Source organism: Pseudomonas migulae, from assembly GCF_043225285.1.
GTDB classification, from domain to species: Bacteria; Pseudomonadota; Gammaproteobacteria; order Pseudomonadales; family Pseudomonadaceae; genus Aquipseudomonas; species Aquipseudomonas migulae_C.
Map to the genome: position 1 here is coordinate 3212538 of NZ_CP171224.1, position 22795 is coordinate 3235332.

12 protein-coding genes and 2 pseudogenes are annotated in these 22795 nt (G+C 59.9%); 9 read left to right on the forward strand and 5 right to left on the reverse strand.

Features of this window, described 5'->3' with window-relative positions:
• Position 1: 1 nt before the first annotated feature.
• The 3 genes and pseudogenes from ACF6ZU_RS14935 to ACF6ZU_RS14945 all read right to left on the reverse strand — a co-directional run.
• Entirely contained in the window at positions 2–1744 is a 1743-nt protein-coding gene (locus tag ACF6ZU_RS14935; RefSeq protein ID WP_392893631.1) for a potassium/proton antiporter, read from the reverse strand.
• A gap of 252 nt (positions 1745–1996) precedes the next feature.
• Positions 1997–2869 carry a methyl-accepting chemotaxis protein gene (locus ACF6ZU_RS14940; RefSeq protein ID WP_392893829.1) on the reverse strand — a complete coding sequence of 291 codons (873 nt, stop codon included), beginning with the start codon at positions 2867–2869 and terminating at the stop codon, positions 1997–1999.
• Positions 2852–3727, reverse strand: a pseudogene (locus ACF6ZU_RS14945) (MCP four helix bundle domain-containing protein); the annotation flags it as partial. The gene ACF6ZU_RS14940 and the pseudogene ACF6ZU_RS14945, both read right to left, overlap by 18 nt.
• Positions 3728–4011: 284 nt before the next feature.
• On the opposite strand from ACF6ZU_RS14945, the gene ACF6ZU_RS14950 reads away from it, so the two are divergent.
• The 4 genes and pseudogenes from ACF6ZU_RS14950 (at position 4012) to ACF6ZU_RS14965 (ending at position 6579) form a co-directional block, all read left to right on the forward strand.
• Positions 4012–4242: a hypothetical protein gene (locus ACF6ZU_RS14950; protein WP_054053207.1), complete on the forward strand. Its 231-nt coding sequence runs from the start codon at positions 4012–4014 to the stop codon at positions 4240–4242.
• Positions 4239–4541 (forward strand): cell division protein ZapA, encoded by a 303-nt coding sequence (locus ACF6ZU_RS14955; protein ID WP_392893633.1) that lies wholly within the window; start codon positions 4239–4241, stop codon positions 4539–4541. Before ACF6ZU_RS14950 ends, ACF6ZU_RS14955 begins: the two co-directional genes overlap by 4 nt.
• Before the next feature lie 262 nt (positions 4542–4803).
• Positions 4804–5664 (forward strand): annotated as a pseudogene (locus ACF6ZU_RS14960) (cache domain-containing protein); the annotation flags it as partial.
• Positions 5665–5871: 207 nt separating this feature from the next.
• Positions 5872–6579: a methyl-accepting chemotaxis protein gene (locus tag ACF6ZU_RS14965; protein ID WP_392893831.1), complete on the forward strand. Its 708-nt coding sequence runs from the start codon at positions 5872–5874 to the stop codon at positions 6577–6579.
• A gap of 131 nt (positions 6580–6710) precedes the next feature.
• Here ACF6ZU_RS14965 and ACF6ZU_RS14970 read toward each other — a convergent pair whose 3' ends face one another.
• Both ACF6ZU_RS14970 and putA read right to left on the reverse strand, forming a co-directional pair.
• Positions 6711–8513: an acyl-CoA dehydrogenase gene (locus tag ACF6ZU_RS14970; protein ID WP_392893635.1), complete on the reverse strand. Its 1803-nt coding sequence runs from the start codon at positions 8511–8513 to the stop codon at positions 6711–6713.
• 244 nt (positions 8514–8757) lie between these two features.
• Positions 8758–12711 carry a trifunctional transcriptional regulator/proline dehydrogenase/L-glutamate gamma-semialdehyde dehydrogenase gene (gene putA / locus ACF6ZU_RS14975; protein ID WP_392893636.1) on the reverse strand — a complete coding sequence of 1318 codons (3954 nt, stop codon included), beginning with the start codon at positions 12709–12711 and terminating at the stop codon, positions 8758–8760.
• Between the two features lie 464 nt (positions 12712–13175).
• Here putA and putP point away from each other — a divergent pair, with 464 nt between their 5' ends.
• The 5 genes from putP to ACF6ZU_RS15000 all read left to right on the forward strand — a co-directional run bounded on the left by putP (position 13176) and on the right by ACF6ZU_RS15000 (position 22780).
• On the forward strand, positions 13176–14660 hold the full coding sequence (putP, locus tag ACF6ZU_RS14980; protein ID WP_392893637.1) for a sodium/proline symporter PutP: 1485 nt from the start codon (positions 13176–13178) through the stop codon (positions 14658–14660).
• A 351-nt stretch (positions 14661–15011) separates the two neighbouring features.
• Positions 15012–16928 (forward strand): type VI secretion system tip protein VgrG, encoded by a 1917-nt coding sequence (locus tag ACF6ZU_RS14985; protein ID WP_392893639.1) that lies wholly within the window; start codon positions 15012–15014, stop codon positions 16926–16928.
• Complete coding sequence (locus ACF6ZU_RS14990; protein WP_392893641.1) at positions 16918–17643, forward strand: DUF4123 domain-containing protein; 726 nt, start codon at positions 16918–16920, stop codon at positions 17641–17643. Before ACF6ZU_RS14985 ends, ACF6ZU_RS14990 begins: the two co-directional genes overlap by 11 nt.
• Positions 17643–22430: an RHS repeat-associated core domain-containing protein gene (locus tag ACF6ZU_RS14995; RefSeq protein WP_392893643.1), complete on the forward strand. Its 4788-nt coding sequence runs from the start codon at positions 17643–17645 to the stop codon at positions 22428–22430. The genes ACF6ZU_RS14990 and ACF6ZU_RS14995 overlap by 1 nt, the downstream gene beginning before the upstream one ends.
• Entirely contained in the window at positions 22430–22780 is a 351-nt protein-coding gene (locus tag ACF6ZU_RS15000; protein WP_392893645.1) for a hypothetical protein, read from the forward strand. The genes ACF6ZU_RS14995 and ACF6ZU_RS15000 overlap by 1 nt, the downstream gene beginning before the upstream one ends.
• The last annotated feature ends 15 nt before the right edge of the window (positions 22781–22795 follow it).

Consider the following 22795-nt stretch of genomic DNA (forward strand, 5'->3'; position numbering starts at 1 on the left):
TTTAGAGGAAGAGTCCCGGACCCGGGCGACTTCCTTCGGGGAATCTGACGCCCACTTTGCCGATCTTGTTCCCGTCCATGACCGCGACGGTCCAGATGGTGTTGTTCCATTCCACCTGGTCACCCACGACGGGTGCACCGCCCACTTTCTGTGCAATGAAGCGACCCAGGGACATGTCCGGATCGATGCCTTCGACCTTCAACCCGTACAGGGCCGCAACCGCGGCCAGCTGGGCATCTCCTTCGAGTACGAAGTCGCCGAAGAAGCGCAAATCCAGACCGCGTTGCGGCGCCTGGCTGAACAGTTTTCCGAGGGCCGGCAGGTTGTGTTCGTGGCCGATTACGCACAGCAAATCATCGACTTCGAGCACCGTACTACCCGACGGATGGAGCAGTTGTTCGCCGCGAAACAGCGCCGCGATCCGCGTGCCTTCGGGCATTTTCAGTTCACGCAGGTGCGAACCGATGCACCATTTTTCGGCACCGAGGCGATAAACGAACAGCTCCCATTCACTGGTGACGTGCACTTCCAGGGCGGAACGCGAGATCGGCGCAGGTTCCGGCGGCACCGTTACCTTGAGCAGTTTGGCGATCCACGGCAGGCTCGTCCCCTGCACCAGCAGCGACACCAGCACGATAAAGAACGCGAGGTTGAAGTAGAGCTGGGCGTTGGGCAGGCCGGCCATCAGCGGGAACACCGCCAGAATAATCGGGACCGCACCGCGCAGGCCAACCCAGGAAATGAAGGCTTTCTCGCGCCCGTGGAAGGCCTTGAAGGGCAGCAGGCCGACCAGCACCGACAGCGGCCGCGCGAACAGGATCATCCACAGCGCCAGGCCCAGCGCGGGCAAGGCGATGGGCAGCAAGTCGTGTGGCGTCACCAGCAGGCCCAGCACCAGGAACATGCCGATCTGCGCCAGCCATGCCATGCCATCGAGCATGTGCAGGATGCCGTGGCGGCTGCGCACCGGGCGGTTGCCGATCACCAGGCCGCACAGGTAAACGGCGAGGAAGCCGCTGCCGTGCAGGGCGTTGGTCAAGGCGAACACCACCAGCCCGCCGGCGATCACCAGGATCGGATAGAGGCCGGTGGCCAGGTTGATCCGGTTGACCAGTTGCAGCATCAGCCAGCCGCCACCGAGCCCGATCACACCGCCGATGCCGAACTCGCGAAGCAGGTGGGTCAGCAGGCTCCAGTGCAGGCCGGTCTGGCCGCTGGCGAGCATGTCGATCAGGGTGACGGTGAGAAACACCGCCATCGGGTCGTTGCTGCCGGATTCGATTTCGAGGCTGGCGGTGACCCGTTCGTTCAGGCCTTTGCCGCCGAGCAGCGAGAACACCGCCGCGGCATCCGTGGAGCCGACGATGGCGCCGATCAGCAGGCCCTGGATCAGGTTCAGGTCGAACAGCCACGCGGCGGCCATGCCGGTCAGCCCGGTGGTGATCAGCACGCCGACCGTGGCCAGCGACAGCGCCGGCCATAACGCCACGCGGAAACTCGAGACCCGTGTGCGTAAGCCGCCGTCGAGCAGGATCACCGCCAACGCGAGGTTGCCGACCAGGTACGCCGTTGGGTAGTTATCGAAAATAATGCCGCCGCCATCGACGCCGGCCGCCATGCCCACGGCCAGGATGATCACCAGAATCGGGATGCCGAGGCGGGACGAAAGTGAGCTCACCAGAATGCTCGCACCTACCAGCAACGCGCCGATCAAGAACAGGCTGTTGATGGTCGTCGCATTCAAAGGCAGTACTCCAGAAAGCTGAAAGGCGGGCACAAACTGACCATGCAGTCTGCGTGCCAGCGATTCTAACCTGTTGAAATGTGATGCTGTCAAAAAGCTTTTGCAGATCAAAAGCCCGGCAAGGAATTCGCCGTTACGCAATCCCCTGTAGGAGCCGGCTTGCCGGCGATGGCGGCCTCAAGATCATCGCAAAATTTGAGGGCCTCATCGCCGGCAAGCCGGCTCCTACAGGGGAATTGTGGTGTTAGCGGGTCAGAGGCTGAACCGGCTGACCATCGTGTTCAGGTCCACCGCCAACCGTGACAGCTCATTGCTCGCCGCACTTGTCTGACTAGCGCCGGTCGCCGATTGCACCGACAGGTCGCGGATGTTCACCAGGTTACGGTCCACTTCACGGGCCACTTGCGCCTGCTCTTCCGCCGCGCTGGCGATCACCAGGTTGCGCTCGTTGATTTCGACGATGGCGCTGTTGATCGTGTCCAGCGACAGGCCGGCGCCGCGGGCGATGTTCAGGGTCGATTCCGCGCGCTCGGTGCTGTTGCGCATCGAGTCCACGGCGTGTTCGGTGCCGGACTGGATGCTGCCGATCATGCGCTCGATTTCGCTGGTCGATTGCTGAGTGCGATGCGCCAGTGCCCGCACTTCGTCCGCCACCACGGCAAAACCGCGCCCGGCTTCACCGGCACGCGCGGCTTCGATCGCGGCGTTCAAGGCCAGCAGGTTGGTCTGGTCCGCCAGGCCACGGATCACATCCAGCACCTTGCCGATGTCGCGGGACTCGTTGGCCAGGTCGCCGATCAGCGTCGCGGTGCTCTGCACGTCGGTGCTCATGCGTTCGATGGCGCTGACGGTTTCCTGCACCAGGTCACGACCGTCACCGGCCGAAGTGGTGGCGTTCTTCGACGCTTCCGAGGTGCTGACCGCATTGCGCGCGACTTCTTCCACGGCGCTGGTCATTTCGTTGACCGCCGTGGCGGCCTGCTCGATTTCGTTGTTCTGCTGGGTCAGGCCACGGGCGCTTTCGTCGGTGACGCTGTTGAGTTCTTCAGCGGCGGACGCCAGTTGGGTCGCCGAACCGGAAATCCGTTGCAGGGTATCGCGCAGCTTGTCCTGCATCTTCGCCATCGCCGCCAGCAGGCGACCGGCTTCGTCCTCGCCATCCACGGTGATCGGGCGCGTCAGGTTGCCTTCGGCAATGCCTTCCGCCGCGTTCAGCGCGTTGGCGATCGGTTTGGTGATGCTGTTGGTCAGCAACCAGGCAAACAGAAGGGTCAGGCCGGTGGCGATGACCAGCAGGGCGATCACCAGATTGAAGGAGGTTGAGTACTGCTCGCCGGCGGTGTTGTCGGTTTTTTCGATCTGCCGGGTGTTGATCTCAAGCAGTTTCGCCAGGGCCGCGTTGACCTCTTCGGAGTTGGCGAGCAGCTCGGAGTTGAGCATCTTGCGCAGGTCGTCGACCTGATTGTTGCGCGAGAACGTCTTCATCCGTTCTTCGAGCTGGCGGTACTGCGCCAGCAACTGCACGTACTTGTCATAAGCCGCACGTTCTTCCTGGCCATCGATCAACGGCTCGTAGACTTTCTGGGCCTCGCGGATCTGCTGATTACGTTGATCGAACAGGTCCATGGTTTTCTGCTGGACGTCGGGTTCGCGGTTCACCAGCAAACGGTAGGACAGCACCCGCAGGCGCAGGGTCAGTTGCGTGAACTCATCGAGGCTCTTGATGCTCGGTACGCTCATGGACGCGATGTCTTCACCGGCACCACGGATCTTGCTCATCTGGTTCAAGGCAAACACCCCCAGAACCAGCATCAAGCCGCCAATCAGGGCGAAGCCGAGGAACGCTCGGGGAGCGATATTCATATTACGAAGGGACATGGTGTTTACCGAAATGAGCGCATCCGTGCGGCGCTGAGACTGACGTATGGGTGACTTATCGGTCAGGTGGCGCAAGTCTTGAGCGGCCGCGCTCATTTGCCGCATGCATGCCGCCCTTTGTAGGAGCGAGCTTGCTCGCGATGGGCTCGAATACACCGCGTTTAATCAGAAAGGGCGCGTCATCGTTGACGACCATCGCGAGCAAGCTCGCTCCTACAGGTCGGGGTTGGCGACGAAGTGCAGGAACCAGATCCGCCAATCACAGTCTTTAACGTTCACGAGGAAGGTCGACCGCCAGGAAAATCAAGGCCTTGCGCCCCAATACCCCTGGCATCCGTGGTGACTTTTCTTTATCGTACGCGCCCCTTGAAAATGCCTGGAAAATCAAAATGTTGGAAGCATCCCTAAGCCAATTGGAACAGCTGGTCAGCGACCTGGTGCAACAGAACCAGAGCCTGCTCGGCACCAACCAGACCCTGAGCGCAGAACTGGCCCAGGCCAAGGATGAAAACGAAAGCCTGCAACTGAGCCTGATGGAACAGGAAGAGAAACAAGGCGCCACCGCGGCACGCATCCAGGCCCTGGTTGAACGCGTCAGCGCCGGTCCGGTCAGCGCATGAGTGTCGGCGCCGCAGGGGTAAAAGTCATCTCGATCCTGGGGGAGGACTATTCGATCAAGGCGCCGGCCGGGGAAGAGCAAACCCTGCTGGACGCCGTCACGATGTTGAAAGCTGCACTGGCCGACACCAAAAGGAAGTACCCGACGCTGATCGGTGACCGCCTGCTGGTACTGGCCGCGATGAATCTGTGTTCCCAGCAGATCGACATGAAAAAGCAGCACAAGCTCGAACTCGACCGTTACCAAGAGCAAGTCAGCGCCACGGTTGAAGTGATCTCCAAGACGATCAATCAGGCCTGATCGGCTTTGCGCACAACCAAAGAATAAATTGTCGTTTGCGTTGTATACAATCGGCACGGCTGTTGCAGTGTTTCAGCCTCTTATTCTTTGGGGGTGCTCCATGCAGTTCTGGCGACGCAGTATTCAATGGCAGTTGATCCTGAGTATGGGCACCGCCCTGCTGGTCAGCATCCTGATCGTGGTTGGCATTTATACCCTCGTGGTCAACCGTCTCGCCCAGCGTTATCTGGTGGAGCAAGCGCTGCCGTCGAGCATCGAAGCGATGCGCAACGACATCGAGCGCATCCTCGTTCAGCCCCTCACCGCCGCCAAGGACATCGCCAGCAACAGCATGGTGCGTGACTGGCTGGCAACGGGTGAAAACAGTGCCCAGACCGCCACGTTCGTCGAGTATCTGGAAGGCATCCGCGCCGAACACAAAGCCTTTACGGCACTGATCGTCGGCACGGCTTCAAACCATTACTTCACCGAAAAAGGCCTGGACCGGACCCTCAGCCGTGCCAATCCCAAGGACGCCTGGTTCTACTCGTTCCTCGACAGCGACCAGCCGCGCACCCTCAATATCGACAATGACACCGCGACCGGAGAATTGGCGCTGTTCATCGACCTCAAGGTTGAGCAGGCCGGCAAAGTCGTGGGCGTTGCCGGGCTAGGGCTGAGCATGAAAGAGCTGTCGGAGCTGATCCACAACTTCAACTTCGGTGAGCACGGCAAGGTCTATCTCGTGCGTTCCGACGGTTTGATCCAGGTGCATCCTGAAGCGCAGTTCAGCGGTAAGCGCACACTGGCCGAGCAAATTGGCCCGTCGGCAGCTCAGGCGGTCATGGGTCAAAAAGTTGCCACAAGCAGCGGCTTCGCGCGCGATGGCGAAGATTATCTGGCGTTGAGTCTGCCACTGCGGGATCTGGGCTGGACCCTGGTGGCCGAAGTGCCACAGGCGCAGATCTACGCCGAAGCCCGTCGCGCCCTGTGGATGAGCAGCGGCATCGGCCTGGCGGTGGCGCTGGTGTGCCTGTTGCTGGTGGTGTTGCTGGCCCGTGGTCTGGTGCGGCCGATTCGTCAGGTAACAGCGGCGCTGGTAGCCATCGGTAGCGGTGGTGGAGATTTGACCCACCGGTTAGATTCCAGCCGCGCCGATGAGCTGGGTGACCTTGCGCGCGGCTTCAATCGGTTTCTGGAGAGCCAGCGCGGCATGATCGGCGAAGTGCTGACCACCAGTGAGCGCTTACGCACCGCCGTCAGCCAGGTGGCGAAGGTCGTGGACAACACGGCGGAACGGTCCGGTCGGCAGCAGGAAATGACCGACATGGTCGCCACCGCTGTTCACGAAATGGGCCTGACCGTGCAGGAAATCGCCCAGAACGCCGGCAACGCGGCGGTCGCTTCGCAAAATGCCCGTGATGAGGCGATGCAGGCGCGGGAAGTGGTCGGCGGGTCGATCCGGCATATCGAAAGCATGTCCGATGAAATCGGCCTGGCCGCCAGTGCGGTGGGCGAACTGGCTGATCAGGTGGCGTCGATTGATCAGGTGCTGGCGGTGATTCGCGGAATTTCCGAGCAGACCAACCTGTTGGCGTTGAACGCGGCGATTGAAGCGGCGCGGGCCGGCGACATGGGGCGCGGGTTTGCAGTGGTGGCGGATGAAGTGCGGACGCTGGCGCGGCGCACCCAGTCGTCCACCGATGAGATTCAGCAGATGATCGGCAGCCTCAAGCACGGCGCGGAGAACGCGGTGTCGTCAATGCACAGCGGGCAAGCGGCGACGGGTACGGGCGTCGAGTCGAGCCAGCGCACCGGGGCCTCGTTGACGGCGATTACCGGGCAGGTCGAGCGGATCAGCGACATGAACCATCAGGTCGCGACGGCGACGGAAGAGCAGTCGGCGGTGACGGAAGAGATCAACCGCAATGTGCAGGGGATTTCCGATCTGGCCCGGGCGACGGCGGGGGAGGTCCGGGCGTGTCGGGAGGATTGCCAGACGTTGCAGCGGTTGGCGGATGATCTGGCGCGGCAGATGGGGAGTTTCAAACTGAGTTAATAGGGCGCCTGTTCGGACGCCATCGCGAGCAGGCTCGCTCCCACATTTGAACGCGTTGTCTGGTTAAACGCGAACCACTGTGGGAGCGAGCCTGCTCGCGATTGGTTTTCAGCGGCGCTGCAAAAATCTGATCAGAACCACTCATCCTGCATGTTCAAACACACATCATCCCGCGCCTCAAGAATCGCCAGCTCATGGTGGCAACCCGGGACTTCCCACGTCAGGAAATACCGCGCCGCCTGCAGCTTGCCTTTATAGAAGCTCACATCCGCCGCATTGCCTTTGGCCAGGCCTTCCTCGGCGCGAATCGCCTGTTCCAGCCAGCGCCAGCCAATCACCGTGTGCCCGAACACTTTCAGGTACAGCGCCGAGTTCGCCAGGCTGCTGTTGACCTTGCCTTGGCCCAAATCCGTCAACAAGCCGATGGTCACCGTTTGCAGGCGGGCCACCAGTTTTTCCAACGGTTCGCGCAATGCCGTCAGTGATTCATGGGCCTGCGCGCGCTCGGCCGTGTTGGCAATCAGGCGGATCAACTGCTTGAGCCCCGCGCCGCCGTTCTGCGCCAGTTTGCGTCCGAGCAAATCCAGCGACTGAATGCCGTGGGTGCCTTCGTGGATCGGGTTCAGGCGGTTGTCGCGGTAATACTGCTCGACCGGGTATTCCCGGGTGTAACCATGGCCGCCAAGAATCTGGATCGCCAGTTCGTTGGCCTTCAGGCAAAACTCAGACGGCCAGGATTTGACGATCGGCGTCAGCAAATCCAGCAGCTCGTGGGCGCGATGGCGCTCGGCTTCGGTTTCCAGCGTGGTGGTGTCATCGAACAGTCGCGCCGCGTACAGGCCAAGGTCGAACGAACCTTCGACGTAGGCCTTTTGCGTCAGCAGCATGCGCTTGACGTCGGCGTGCTGGATGATCGCCACGGGTGCGGTGTTCGGGTCCTTGCTGTCCGGCACGCGACCTTGCGGGCGCTCGCGGGCGTATTCCAGCGAGTACAGATAGCCGGCGTACCCGAGCATCACCGCGCCCATGCCGACGCCGATCCGCGCCTCGTTCATCATCTGGAACATATAGCTCAAGCCATGATGCGGCTTGCCCACCAGATAGCCGACACACTCGCCGTTGTCGCCGAAGTTCAGTGCCGTGGACGTGGTGCCGCGCCAGCCCATCTTGTGGAACAGCCCGGCGAGCAACACGTCATTGCGCTGGCCCAGGCTGCCGTCATCGTTGACCAGGAACTTGGGCACGATAAACAGAGAAATGCCCTTCACCCCGGCCGGCGCATCCGGCAATTTGGCCAGCACCATGTGCACGATGTTTTCCGACAGCGGGTGATCGCCGCCGGAGATGAAGATCTTGTTGCCCTTGAGTCGATAGGTGCCGTCAGACGCAGGTTCGGCGCGTGTACGAATATCCGACAGCGACGAACCGGCATGCGGCTCGGTCAGGGCCATGGTGCCGAAGAAGCGGCCGTCGATCATCGGTTGCAGGAAACGCTGCTTCTGCTCTTCGGTGCCGAAGCTTTCGATCAGGTTCGCTGCGCCCATGGTCAGGAACGGGTACGAGGTCGACGCCGCGTTGGCCGACTGGAAATGCGCGAAACAAGCCTGGGACAGCAATGTAGGCAGTTGCATGCCGCCGGCGTCGAAACTGCGCGCGGCGTTGAGGAAGCCGGCTTCGAGAAAGGCATCCACCGCCGGTTTCACTTCAGGAATCAGAATCGCCTGGCCGTCCTCGTAGCGCGGCTCGTTCTCGTCGCCCTTGCGGTTGTGCGGGGCGAAGAATTTCTCGGCAATGCTGCGGGCGGTGCCGAGGGCGGCATCGAACGTCTCGCGATTGTGCTCGGCGAAACGCTCACGCTGGGTCAGGCCTTCGGCGTCGAGGACTTCATACAGCTCGAAAGCCAGATTGCGGGAACTGAGCAACGTCTCGGACATGGCGGCCTACCTTTTTTTGGAATGGGCCGAGTCTAGGCGTGGGAATAGAGGCTGAACAGGATGATTGATGAGCGTGATGGTGGAGTCCGGGCACCGCTAATCAAATGTGGGAGCGAGCCTGCTCGCGATAGCGGTGTGTCATCCAACACAGATGCCGGATGACGCACCGCTATCGCGAGCAGGCTCGCTCCCACAAGGGTTTTGCATTCCAGGCGACCATTGCGGTCGCCTGGTTTGAGGCGGTTTAACCGATCGTCATCAAGCTCGCATTACCACCCGCCGCAGCGGTGTTGACGCTCAATGCCCGCTCGATCACCAGGCGCTCCAGCGCCACGTTGGTCTCGCCCTGGGACAAACCATGAACGCCGACAATCGCACCGGCACGCTTGGCCACTTGCTGGCACACCGCACGCAGCTGGTCGGAATGGCCATGATGCAGAACCGCATCAAACACCACTTCGTCCTTGTTCCAGTCGGACACCAGCTTGATGCGCGCCTGAACTTCCTTCGGCAAGCGTGCGAACAAGGCCTTGGTCAGGTCAGCTTCCGGCCACACGGCCGAACCGCCCACCGCCAATACCGCCGCCAGTTGCGTCAACAGATCGCCTTCGACTTCCGCCAGGCACAGCACGTGTTCGCGCGGCAGGATCGCATAGCTGTTGCGCTCGCCGGTCGGGCCGGCGAGTACACGGGTGATCCCGCTTTGCGATTGCGCGGCGAACTGCACGCACAGGGCGCTCAGGTCAGCGAACTTGTGGCTGTCGGCCCAGGCTTGCAGGGCGGTCAGCGGTTTGCTCATGGCGTCGCGCAGACGAACGTCCGGCGCGACGGCAGCATCACCGCGAGCGAAGGATTGTTCGATGGCGTCCGTAGGACGTGTCGACAGCAGGCGGTACAGGTACAGCGGACCACCGGCTTTCGGACCGGTGCCCGACAGGCCTTCGCCACCGAACGGTTGCACGCCAACCACGGCGCCCACGATGTTGCGGTTCACGTAGACGTTACCGGCGTTGACGTTGTCGATCACCTTGGCGATGGTTTCGTCGATGCGCGTGTGCACACCCAGCGTCAGGCCATAACCGGAAGCGTTGATCTGACCGATCAGCTGGTCGATGTCTTTGCGCTTGTAGCGAACCACGTGCAGCACCGGGCCGAAGATCTCGCGTTGCAGCTCATCGAAGCTTTCCAGCTCGATCAGCGTCGGCATCACGAAGGTGCCGCGTTTGACTTCTTCGGCATCGGCGATCGCCACCTGATACACGCTGCGACCTTTGTCACGCATGGCCTGGATGTGCTTCTCGATGCCAGCCTTGGCTTCGGCGTCGATCACCGGGCCGATGTCCACGGACAGTCGCTCCGGGTTGCCGAGACGGCATTCAGCCATCGCGCCCTTGAGCATTTCGATGACACGGTCAGCGGAATCTTCCTGCAGGCACAGCACGCGCAGTGCCGAGCAGCGTTGGCCGGCGCTGTCGAAGGCCGACGACACCACGTCGATCACCACCTGCTCGGTCAATGCCGAGGAGTCGACGATCATCGCGTTCTGACCACCGGTTTCGGCGATCAGCGGAATCGGGCGGCCCTGGGCATCCAGGCGACCGGCGACGTTGCGTTGCAGCAAGCGCGCGACTTCGGTGGAGCCGGTGAACATCACGCCTTTGACCCGATCGTCGCCGACCAGACCGGCACCGACGGTTTCGCCACGGCCCGGCAGCAGTTGCAGCACGCCTTCCGGAATCCCGGCTTCGAGCAGCAAGCGCACGGCTTGAGCGGCCACCAGCGGAGTTTGCTCAGCAGGCTTGGCCAGTACCGGGTTACCGGCGGCCAATGCGGCAGCCACCTGGCCACTGAAGATCGCTAGCGGGAAGTTCCACGGGCTGATGCACACCACCGGACCCAACGGGCGGTGGGCGTCGTTGGTGAAATCGTTGCGCGCCTGCACCGCGTAATAACGCAGGAAGTCCACGGCTTCACGCACTTCGGCGATGGCGTTGGCGAAAGTCTTGCCGGCTTCGCGAGCCAGCAGGCCCATCAGCGGCTGGATCTCGCCTTCCATCAAATCGGCGGCACGTTCCAGAATCGCCGCGCGCTCGGCCGGCGGAGTCGCCTGCCAGATCGGTGCGGCTTTCAGCGCGCACTGGATCGCGTTGTCGACGTCTTCGACGTTCGCTTCCTGGACATGGCCGACCACATCACGCAAATCGGACGGGTTCAGCACCGGCGCCGGGGTTTCCGTGCTGGAAGCGCAACCGAGCATCGGCGCGGCTTTCCAGTGGTTGTGCGCGGTGGCCAGCAATGCGCAGGACAGCGAAGCCAGGCGATGTTCGTTGGCCATGTCGATGCCGCTGGAGTTGGCGCGCTCGGTACCATAAAGGTCGCGCGGCAGCGGGATGCGCGGGTGTGGCAGGCCGAAGCCGCCTTCCAGCGTTGCCATCTGCTCGATGCTGGCCACTGGATCGGCCACCAGTTCCTGAATCGAAATGGACTGGTCGGCGATGCGGTTGACGAACGAGGTGTTCGCGCCGTTTTCCAGCAGACGACGTACCAGGTACGCCAGCAGCGTTTCGTGAGTGCCGACCGGTGCGTACACGCGGCACGGACGGTTCAGCTTGCCTTCGGAAACTTTGCCTACAACCTGTTCGTACAGCGGTTCGCCCATGCCGTGCAGGCACTGGAACTCGTACTGACCCGGGTAATAGTTCTGACCGGCGATGTGGTAAATGGCCGACAGGGTGTGGGCGTTGTGTGTGGCGAATTGCGGGTAGATGACTTCCGGCACCGACAGCAATTTGCGGGCGCAGGCGATGTAGGAAACATCGGTGTACACCTTGCGGGTGTAGACCGGGTAGCCTTCCAGGCCTTCGACCTGGGCGCGCTTGATTTCGCTGTCCCAGTACGCGCCTTTTACCAGGCGGATCATCAGGCGATGACGGCTGCGGCGAGCCAGGTCGATCACGTAGTCGATCACGTACGGGCAACGTTTCTGATAGGCCTGGATCACGAAACCGATGCCGTTCCAGCCAGTCAGTTGCGGTTCGAAGCACAGGCGTTCGAGCAGATCCAGCGACAGCTCGAGGCGGTCGGCTTCTTCGGCGTCGATGTTCAGGCCGATGTCGTATTGCTTGGCCAGCAAGGTCAGCGACAGCAGGCGCGGGTACAACTCATCCATCACGCGCTCGTACTGTGCACGGCTGTAACGCGGGTGCAGGGCCGACAGCTTGATGGAAATGCCCGGGCCTTCATAAATCCCACGGCCGTGGGACGCTTTGCCGATCGAGTGAATGGCTTGTTCGTACGACGCGAGGTACTTCTGCGCATCGTGCTCGGTCAGCGCGGCTTCACCCAGCATGTCGTAGGAATAGCGGAAGCCCTTGGCTTCGAACTTGCTCGCATTGGCCAGGGCTTCGGCGATGGTTTCGCCGGTGACGAATTGCTCGCCCATCAGGCGCATGGCCATGTCGACGCCCTTGCGGATCATCGGCTCGCCGCTCTTGCCGATGATGCGGCTCAGGGACGAAGTCAGGCCTGCTTCATTGTGGGTGGCGACCAGTTTGCCGGTTAGCAGCAGGCCCCAGGTGGCGGCATTGACGAACAGCGACGGGCTGTTGCCCAGGTGCGGCTGCCAGTTGCCGGTGCTGATCTTGTCGCGGATCAGTGCGTCGCGAGTGCCTTTGTCCGGGATGCGCAGCAGCGCCTCGGCCAGGCACATCAGCGCCACGCCTTCCTGGGATGACAGGGAAAACTCCTGCAGCAGGCCCTGAACAATACCGGCACGACCGCCGACGCTTTTCTGATTGCGCAGTTTCTCGGCAATCGAGGCAGCGAGCTTGTTGGTGGCTTCGGCCATGGCGACCGGCAGGCGCGCCTGTTCGATCAGCATTGGCACCACTTCCGGCTCTGGGCGACGGTAAGCGGCGGTGATCGCGGCGCGGAGCACCGATTGCGGCAGGATGCTTTCGGCGAACTCAAGGAAGCACTGGTGAGCGTGGTCGACGTGGACCTCGCCACTGTCGTCGGCTTCCTTGGCGGTCAGGCCGTTGAGTTCGGTCAGGGTTGCACCACCCTCGAGTTTTTCCAGGTAATTGAAAATTGCCTGCTTGATCAGCCAGTGCGGCGTGCGATCAATCGAAGTTGCGGCAGCCTTCAGGCGCTCGCGGGTCGGGTCGTCAAGTTTGACCCCAAGGGTGGTGGTAGCCATGTTTTTATCCTCATGTTTGCCACGACTGCGTGGCATCAGCTGGCGGCAAGATTAGCTGTGCGCTGATCGAGGTGCAACCGGGTGCAACCCTTTTTTTGTCGGAATAATAAGCAGCTCGTCAGGAATTAATTTCCGGTACGAACGTACCGCTCCTGCTTGGTGCTTTTGCTTCTAGTAAAGCGTCATGACTGCGCTAAAAGGGAGCAAAAACGGGCGCTTTTCAGCTAAATCCGATTAGGTGCAACTAATTCTCAAGAAATGGGTTGCACCTTATTTGAATTGTTGAATAGGATTCGCGCCCAAGGTGCAACCCGTCGAAAAAGACAGGTGCGCCGGCTGATGGCTTTCCTGGGGAAACATCAGTCCTAAATGCGTGGAACCGAAAATCGTCTGATCAAACGTTGTCGTTTATCGGCGTTTTCACACTCTGCCGCTACATAAAAACAAAGCCAGGGCATCACTTAATGAGCGTAAGCAATCCAACCCTGATCACGTTCGTGATCTACATCGCAGCAATGGTGCTGATCGGCTTCATGGCCTATCGCTCCACCAACAACCTTTCCGACTACATTCTGGGCGGTCGCAGCCTGGGCAGCGTTGTCACGGCACTGTCCGCCGGCGCCTCCGACATGAGCGGCTGGTTGTTGATGGGCCTGCCAGGCGCCATCTACATGTCCGGCCTGTCCGAAAGCTGGATCGCCATCGGCCTGATCGTTGGTGCTTACCTGAACTGGCTGTTTGTCGCCGGCCGTCTGCGCGTGCAGACCGAGCACAACGGTGATGCCCTGACCCTGCCGGATTACTTCTCCAGCCGTTTCGAAGACAAAAGCGGCCTGCTGCGGATCATCTCTGCGGTCGTGATCCTGGTGTTCTTCACCATCTACTGCGCCTCCGGCATCGTTGCCGGTGCCCGTCTGTTCGAAAGCACCTTCGGCATGTCCTACGAGACCGCGCTGTGGGCCGGTGCTGCGGCGACAATTGCCTACACCTTCGTCGGTGGTTTCCTGGCCGTCAGCTGGACGGACACCGTACAAGCCACGCTGATGATCTTCGCCCTGATCCTCACCCCGATCATCGTGCTGCTGGCCACCGGCGGCGTCGACACCGCGTTCCTGGCCATCGAAGCGCAGGATCCTGCCAACTTCGACATGCTGAAAAACACCACCTTCATCGGCATCATCTCGCTGATGGGCTGGGGCCTGGGTTACTTCGGCCAGCCGCATATCCTCGCGCGTTTCATGGCGGCGGATTCGGTCAAGTCGATCGCCAATGCCCGTCGCATCTCCATGACCTGGATGATCCTGTGCCTGGGCGGCACCGTGGCTGTAGGCTTTTTCGGTATTGCCTACTTCTCGGCCAACCCAGCGGTAGCAATGCCCGTCAGCGAAAACCACGAGCGCGTGTTCATCGAGCTGGCCAAAATCCTGTTCAACCCGTGGATCGCCGGTATCTTGCTGTCGGCCATTCTGGCGGCGGTGATGAGTACTTTGAGCTGCCAGTTGCTGGTGTGCTCGAGCGCCCTGACCGAAGACTTCTACAAAACCTTCCTGCGTAAATCGGCGTCCCAGGTGGAGCTGGTCTGGGTCGGCCGCGCCATGGTGCTGCTGGTCGCCCTGATCGCCATCGCGATGGCCGCCAACCCGGAAAACCGTGTACTCGGTCTGGTCAGCTACGCCTGGGCCGGTTTCGGTGCAGCGTTCGGTCCTGTGGTGCTGATCTCCGTGATCTGGAAAGACATGACCCGCAACGGCGCACTGGCCGGGATCCTGGTCGGCGCGATCACCGTGATCGTGTGGAAACACTTCGAGCTGCTGGGCCTGTACGAAATCATCCCTGGTTTCATCTTCGCCAGCCTGGCGATCTACATCGTCAGCAAACTGGGCGCGCCGACACAGGGCATGCTGCAGCGCTTCGCGGCTGCCGAGGCTGATTTCCGCCTGAACAAGTGATGGGGATGAGCTGAGGCTCAGAGCTTTCGCCGAACATGAAAACGGCCCGCTTCCTTTGGAGGCGGGCCGTTTTTATTGGGCGTTAGAAAAACCCTCTGTAGGAGCGAGCCTGCTCGCGATGGCGTCGTGTCAGTCGCCATCAGTATCGAATGATCGGCCGCTATCGCGAGCAGGCTCGCTCCCACAGTAGGACGGTGGTGTGTCTGACGGGAATGTCTGTAGCCGGGTGTCCCGATTCTTGAAGGACGATTCTTTAAAAAAACACGACAAATCTGAGTTTCCTGTCCCTCCCTCAACAGCCCTTGTCGCTCATGCAGAATCGCCCGCCTTCGTTCTGCAGAGACACATCGGATGTTCGCTCTTGCCAATCAACCGCGTTTTACGCTGACCGTCGACGGCGATCAGAATGAGCTCAAAGTGCTTGAGTTTTCTGGCAGGGAGGCTATCAGCCAGCCGTACCGTTTTGACCTGGAACTGGTCAGCGAACGACCGGACATCGAACTTGAAAGCCTTCTGAATCGTCAGGCATTTCTGAGTTTCGATGGGCAAGGTTCCGGTGTTCACGGTCAGATATGTCGGGTGGGCCAGGGTGAAACCGGCCACCGCCTTACGCATTACCAGCTCACCCTGGTCCCGCGCCTGACCTACCTCGACCAGCGGATCAACCAGCGAATCTTCCAGCACAAAAGCGTGCCGGTGATCATTGCGCAAATCCTCGAGGAACATGGCATCCAGCGTGATGCGTTCGAGTTTCAGCTCGGTAGCAATTACTCCGATCGCGAGTACTGCGTGCAATACGCGGAAAGCGATCTGGCGTTCATCCAGCGGCTCTGCGCCGAACTCGGCATTCACTACCATTTTCAGCACAGCCCCGAAGGGCATCGGCTGGTGTTTGGTGATGACCAGTCGGTTTTTCCTCTGATCGAAAAACAGGCAACTTTCTTGCCTGACTCCGGAATGGCGGCCGAAACCCCCGCAATCAATAGCTTCAATGTACGACTGGAAGCTCGCACCACCGCGGTCGCGCTTCGCGATTACGACTTCCGCAAGCCCGGGCTGCAACTGGAAAGCCGAATCGACAACGAGCAAGTGCCGGCGCTTGAGGATTACCAATTCCCTGGTCAGTTCACGGATCGCGAACACGGCAAGGATCTCGCTCGGCGGGCCCTGGAACGCCATAACGCGGATTATCGCCAGGCAGAAGGCTGGGGCGATGAGACTGCTCTGGTCAGCGGTCATTTCCTACGCCTCACCGAGCATCCCCGTCAGGCGTGGAATGATCTGTGGCTGATCACCGGTATCAAACACCATGGCCGCCAGCCGCAAGTGCTGGAGGAACTGGCCAGCAGTGATGAGTCGGATGATTTCCAGGGTTATCGCAATACCTTTCTGGCAACACCGTGGGACGTTTCGTTTCGCCCGCCGCACATCGGAAAACCCCGTGCTCCCGGTTATCAATCGGCTGTAGTCACCGGCCCGACCGACAGCGAAATCCATTGCGACGCGTACGGTCGCGTCAAGGTTCAGCTCGCCTGGGATCGTGATGGCAAACGCAACGAGCATTCCAGTTGCTGGTTGCGTGTCGCCACGGGCTGGGCGCATGACGACTATGGCGTCGGTCTGATCCCGCGGGTCGGCATGGAAGTGCTGGTGGGTTTCGTCGATGCCGATGTGGACAAGCCGCTGGTCATGGGCTGCCTGCCCAATGGCGCTAAGTCGATTCCTCTGAACCTGCCCGCCGACCATACCCGCAGTATTTTCCGCAGCCAGAGTAGTCCGGGTGGCGGCGGTTACAGCGAATTGCGCATTGAGGATCGCAAAGGTGCCGAGGAAATTTACCTGCGGGCGCAGCGAAACTGGACTCAGCACGTGCTGAACGACGTGCACGTGCAGGTCGATCACCAACGCAGCACGGTCATCGCAGCAAACGACAACCTGCATGTTCGCGGTGACCGACACGTTCGCGTCAATAGCCAGACCCTCAAGGCCAGTGGGGAGTTTCACGCCAGCGCTGGCCAGCAAATTGTCATCGACGGCGGAGCAAGCGCGACTATTCAGGCGGGCGGGCACTGGATCAACATCGGCCCTGCCGGGATCTTCAGCAGCGTACCGATTCAGCTCGGTGGTGCACCCATGCAGGCCATGGGCGTTGCAGCGTCACCACGAACACTTTTCGCACTCAGCGCGGCACAGATTCTTAGCCTGAAAAGCGACGCTCCATTCTGCGAAGAATGCGAGCGCTGCAAGGACGGTGTCTGTGCAGCCTGAACGCCTCTCACCTCGCGAATGGCTGGAGCGACAACCGCTGGATTCTTCCGAGCAGTTGTTCGCGATTTTCAGCAATGCCAGTTCCGCAGAACCGTTCAAAGCCTGGCGGGGCTCCTGCCCGTGTCCGATCTGGGCGGACACCCCTTATGCCGAGTGGGAACCGGTCATGCCCTATGTCGGAATTGTCGCCGCTGACAGTGAGTTTCTGGATTGGGTGGCCCGGACAGAATCCACTGACTGGGGATGGCTGGCTGTTTCTTCCTCGACTCAAGACTCGTTCGTCGAGCATTTGCGCAGCCTTACGCAGGTGCTTTTGCCCAATGGAAACGCCGTGTTTTTTCGCTTTTGGGACGGGGGCCATTTACTGCCGATTCTTCAGTCCGCAGAGGTCGACGTCGCTCAACTATTCCCGGTTGTGAGGCGCAGTCTGATCAATGGCAATCCATTCGACATCGGAGGCGCCGCGCACAACACCCCCAGGATTTTCCCCTGGTGGGAAGTCTCCCCAACGCTGCTGAAGCAACTTGCGGAGCAATCAAATACCACGCGGATAAACAACTTGCTCAAGTGGTTGAGCGAAGACCGCCCTGATCTTTTCGAGGCGTTTTCCGAAGGCATTTTGCGCCACAAGATTGCGATTTTCCTTGAGGCGCCAGACCTGCCCCCAGCACCGAAATCAGCGTTGGTGGATTACCTGATAACGGAGCTGGACTGATGGATCAGATCGTACGGATCGAGCAGGAACTCGATGGCTTCAAGGACACGTTGAGTGTGTACCGCGTGCAACTCCGAGGGTTCTTGAGTCGCACTGCGGATAAGGTCAGCCGGGCGCTGGATATGCCGTCGCTGATGGACATGGATCGGCTGGTCAAGGTGGGCAATACCACCACATCAGTGAGTAAAAGCGATGACGATTTTTTCTCCAGTGTTGCGCAGTGCTCGCTAAACGGAAATCTGGAAATTGAGAGCAAGTTCGAGTCGGTTCATGACATCCCGCTGGGGAACATTCAGGTTGATGTCATTGCTGTTGATGGCGGCGAGCGGACGACGATCACTCTTGATGAGTACGGCAAGGGATCGTTCAAGGGCACTGCAGGAAAGTTCTACCGTGTTCACGTCCAAAGCGAAGTAACCCCCAAGCAAGTCGATGATCTTTTCAAGTCTTACGATGGCCTGACCCAACAGCTGGAAACATGGCTGCGCAATGAGTGGCAAGGCTTCAAGCCGCAATGGTCGCAACAATCAGCATCCGCTTCGCTGGCCGCGGCGGGCAACGGAATGCTCGCGGGAAGTTGGGCAGCGATTCAGGGCGTCTGGGATGGCATTGGTGAACTCACCGACATTCTGAAAGACCCCAATGCCTTTGTCGAAAAGCTGGGTGAGAGCGCGGGAGAACTTGCCAGGCTCGCCGAAAGCGCGCCAGACATGATGGCAAAAGCCATGTTGCTGGCCAGTGACGAGGCCGCCCTGTGTTTGCTGATGCGCACCGCAACATTGTGGTTGGAGATGTTGCCGCCAACGCAGTTGGCCGGGTCGTCGGCCGAGGCCATTTCCAAAGTGGTCGTCGGGTTAGTCATTGATCTTTTGATCGGCCTGGTACTCAGTGTGGTCGGGGTAGGCATTGCCTGGCTGGGCGTGCGTCTGGCCAAGTACGGCGCGCAGATTTATCAAGCCGCGATGGCGTTCGTGAAGTCGATGGTCAGGATCATCGACAACTTCATGGGCCATGTAGGCGACTACAAGAAAGTGGCTGCGCGTGGTGCCGCAGCTGGCCTGAAAAATGGTGGAATGCGTTTACGCTGGAGTGGCCGTAAAAACACCACCCTCAAACAAAACGAACACCGCGACGACGTTCCAAACCAAGCAAAAAACCCCAACGGCGACAGCGCCGATTCCGCCGATAAAACCGCCACCAATAAATGCCCGGTATCGATGGTTACCGGTGAAGAACTGCTGACCCTCACCGACGGTTCGCTGGACGGCATCCTGCCGTTCGACTTCACCCGGCTCTATCGCACCAGTGCTGTCGAGATCGATGGCGGGCTCGGTTATGGCTGGAGTCACAGCCTCGCGCATCGACTGGAAATCGGTGGCGATTCCATCATCTGGATCGACCACGAAAACCGTCGCACGGTTTTCCCGTTGCCCTCAAACGAGCGACCGGCGATCCACAACAGCCTCTCGCGCGCCGCGATTTTTCTGGGTGATGAGCCTGAAGAACTGATCCTTGCCCAGGCCGGCGACGAGACGCGTTTTTATCACTTCATCAACGGTCGGTTGACCGCGATCAGTGACGGTTACGACAACCGGCTCCTCATCACCCGCGATCGTCAAGATCGCATCCAGCGCCTCGATAACGGCGCCGGCCGCGCCTTGCTTTTACGTTATGACCGCCGCCACTTAGTGGCTGTCGATTACCAGCGTTTCGTCTCTGCGGATACGGTGGACGAGGCTTGGGTCACCGAGCAGACACTGGTCAGTTATTGCTACGACGACCGCGCCCGATTGATCGCCGCCACCAATGCCGCCGATGAAAGCGAGCGCTACGACTACGACGATCAGCACGTCATTCTCCAGCGGCAACTGGCTGGTGGTGCAAGTTTCTTCTGGGAGTGGGAAAGGTCCGGCAAGGCGGCGCGATGCGTCCGGCACTGGGCGTCGTTTGCACTGATGGAAGCGCGGTACGTCTGGGATGACGAGGGCAGTGTCACCGTCCATAACATCGATGGCAGCGAAGAGGTTTACCAGCACGACGACCGCGCGCGTTTGGTGCGCAAGGTCGGTCTCGACGGCGGTGAACAACTTAACGCGTACGACGACAAAGGTCGGTTGATTGCCGAACAGGATCCGCACGGCGCCATCACCGAATACCAATACGACGAAGTAGGACGCCTGGTCGCGCTGATTCCGCCGGCGGACGAACCAACGTCCTATGAATACCGCAACGGTTTCCTGCACGCGCGGTATCGCGGTAAAGCGGTGTGGAAATACCAGCGCAATGCTCAGGGCGATGTCACCGAGGCAACCGATCCTGACGGCCATGTCACCCACTATCACCACGATGAAAAAGGTCGGTTGCTGTCGATCCGTTATCCGGATAACAGCCGGCATGCCTTTGTCTGGAATGCCTTGGGGCAGTTGCTCGAAGAGACGTTGCCGGACGGTGGCCAGCGGCGGTTTTCCTACGATGCGCTGGGGCGGCGGATTACGCGTCAGGATGAGCACGGTTCGCTCACTCACTACGCGTGGGACGCCGTTGGCCGACTGATCCAGACGACGCTGCCTACCGGCGCCACCCGCGCCTTCAGCTACAACGCCTACGGAAAAATCACCGCCGAGCGCGACGAGCTGGGTCACGTCACTCGCTACGAGTACGTCGATGACCTGCACCTGGTCAGTCGCCGAATCAACCCCGACGGCACTCAGCTCAAGTACCGCTACGACAACGCCCAGCTGTTGCTCACGGAAATCGAAAACGAATCCGGTGAAAAATATCAGCTGGACTACACGCCGAATGGCTTGATCCGACAGGAAAGCGGATTTGATGGTCAACGCACGGCGTATGCCTACGACCTCAACGGCCATCTGCTGGAAAAAACCGAGTTCGGTGATGACGGCTCGCAACTCGTCACGCAATACGAGCGCGATGCCGCCGGCCGGCTGCTGGTCAAAACCCTGCCCGATGGCATCAAGGTCGAATATGGCTATGACCGCCTCGGCCGCCTGATTAGCGTCGACGATGGTCACGACCATCCGCTGGAATTCGAGTACGACCAACAAGATCGATTGATCACCGAACACCAGGGTTGGGGCACGTTGCGTTATGGCTACGATGCTTGCGGCCAGCTCAGTCGCATGCGCCTGCCGGACGGCAGCAAGCTCGACTACCGCCACGAAAAGGGCGGCGCGCTAAGTGCCATCGACCTCAATGGCACGCCGCTCACCGCCCATCAATTCAGCTTCGGTCGTGAGTTGCAGCGTCAGCAAGGCCAACTCACCAGCCAGTACCATTACGACGAACAGGGTCGCCTGCAAGCCCACGCGATCAATCAGCAAACCCGGCCGCTGTACTTGCGCCACTACACCTACGCGGTCAACGGCAACCTCGCGACCCTTGCCGACAGCCGCCACGGCCAGCGCAGCTACTACTACGACCCGCTCAACCGCCTGACCCGCGTACGCCACACCCGCGACGACCCACCGGAAACCTTCGCCCACGATCCGGCAGGCAACCTGTTGATGCAGGATCGTCCCGGCGCCGCCAAGGTGCGTGGGAATCGTCTGTTGATGCAGGGCGATCGGCATTACGACTACGACGTCTTCGGAAACCTCCTGCGCGAACGGCGCGGCACCGGGCAAAAACTCGTCACTGAGTACGCCTACGACTGTCAGCACCGCTTGGTCAGCGTCACGACGCCAGACGGTCGTTGTGCGAGTTACCGCTACGACGCCTTCGGCCGCCGCATCGCTAAAACCGTTGACGGCCACACCACCGAATTTTTCTGGCAAGGCGACAACCTCGTCGCCGAAAGCAGCCGCGAGCACTACCGCAGCTACGTCTACGAACCGGGCACCTTCCGCCCGTTGGCCCTGCTCGACGGCAAAGGCCCACGCAAGGCTTGCCCGTTTTACTACCAGCTAGATCACCTGGGGACGCCGCAGGAACTGACGGACTACAGCGGCGAAATCGTCTGGTCGGCGAAGTACAACGCCTACGGGAAAGTTACCAATCAGACGTTTGGCGGGGGAGAGCGGCTCGAACAACCGTTGCGGTTTCAAGGCCAATACTTCGACACCGAGAGCGGCCTGCACTACAACCGGCATCGGTACTATGATCCGGAGGTTGGACGGTATCTGACGCCGGATCCAGTGAAGCTGGCGGGTGGGCTGAATCAGTATCGGTATGCGCTGAATCCGACGGGGTGGGTTGATCCGTTGGGGTTGAGCGGGAATTGCCCGCCGCCGAACAAGTCCGGGTGCGGGGCGCCGGATGATGTGGCTGGCGCTAAGGTTAATGAGGGTGAACCTTCGCTACCGAAGTTAACGGTTGAGCAGCGGAGGGCAAGGATTGACGAGTTGGCGGAAGCGAATGCCTATCGGCGTTTAGACGAGCTTGAACGCGCGACTCCCGGCGGCCATTTTTTAGAAAAACACGGAGCTCAAACTACGTTGCAATCGCAGATGGATAGGGTGACGTCGGCTAAAAATCCAACAACTGGAGTAGTAGAAACCTACACAAGTGGAAGGAAAAAAGGACAGCCTAAAATTCCTTCTGCCGCGACTCATTTTTTAAGTCATAGGGATCAATTGAATGCCATCCACAGGGCGCAGTTGATTTTCCGACAAACCGATCTACTGACTTCACGTAGGCCTATTGAAATGGGGAAAAAAATAGGGGAAGGGTATAAGCGAGGGAGCCTGGAGTATGGTGAGCAGACCAAGGCAGTAGTCATATTGGATGATGTTGGACGACCTAAAACTTCTTTTACGGACTTTGATTGATGAAAGGCTCTTACAGCATTGACGACATACGTGGTCTGCTTTTTGTTTTTGATATTGAGAACACGGACGATGAAGAGCGGGAGGAAATAATAGCGTCCAAGAACGTTAACGATGATGGGGAGCTTTCTGAGCTGTTTGATAATTTGATAAAGCCAGAATTTTTTGTTTATCGGGAGAAAGAGCGAGAGTCTTTAATTAATACGATCGAGCATTTTATTGATTTAGACGATGATTTTGATCGCGTTTTTAAGAAGATGACCAACTATTTTGACGATGAGGTCATCGATCAACGACGGTTTATGGTGATTCTTCTGCGTTGTTTGCAGCGGTATCAGCGAGGCAAAATCTGATTGTTGGGCTTCTCA

Coding starts and splice junctions, on each gene's coding strand:
- ACF6ZU_RS14940 (WP_392893829.1), bottom strand. CDS start 2,869: ATGGCGAAGATGCAGGACAAGCTGCGCGATACCCTGCAACGGATTTCC.
- ACF6ZU_RS14950 (WP_054053207.1), top strand. CDS start 4,012: ATGTTGGAAGCATCCCTAAGCCAATTGGAACAGCTGGTCAGCGACCTG.
- ACF6ZU_RS14955 (WP_392893633.1), top strand. CDS start 4,239: ATGAGTGTCGGCGCCGCAGGGGTAAAAGTCATCTCGATCCTGGGGGAG.
- ACF6ZU_RS14965 (WP_392893831.1), top strand. CDS start 5,872: ATGGGCCTGACCGTGCAGGAAATCGCCCAGAACGCCGGCAACGCGGCG.
- ACF6ZU_RS14970 (WP_392893635.1), bottom strand. CDS start 8,513: ATGTCCGAGACGTTGCTCAGTTCCCGCAATCTGGCTTTCGAGCTGTAT.
- putA (WP_392893636.1), bottom strand. CDS start 12,711: ATGGCTACCACCACCCTTGGGGTCAAACTTGACGACCCGACCCGCGAG.
- putP (WP_392893637.1), top strand. CDS start 13,176: ATGAGCGTAAGCAATCCAACCCTGATCACGTTCGTGATCTACATCGCA.
- ACF6ZU_RS14985 (WP_392893639.1), top strand. CDS start 15,012: ATGTTCGCTCTTGCCAATCAACCGCGTTTTACGCTGACCGTCGACGGC.
- ACF6ZU_RS14995 (WP_392893643.1), top strand. CDS start 17,643: ATGGATCAGATCGTACGGATCGAGCAGGAACTCGATGGCTTCAAGGAC.
- ACF6ZU_RS15000 (WP_392893645.1), top strand. CDS start 22,430: ATGAAAGGCTCTTACAGCATTGACGACATACGTGGTCTGCTTTTTGTT.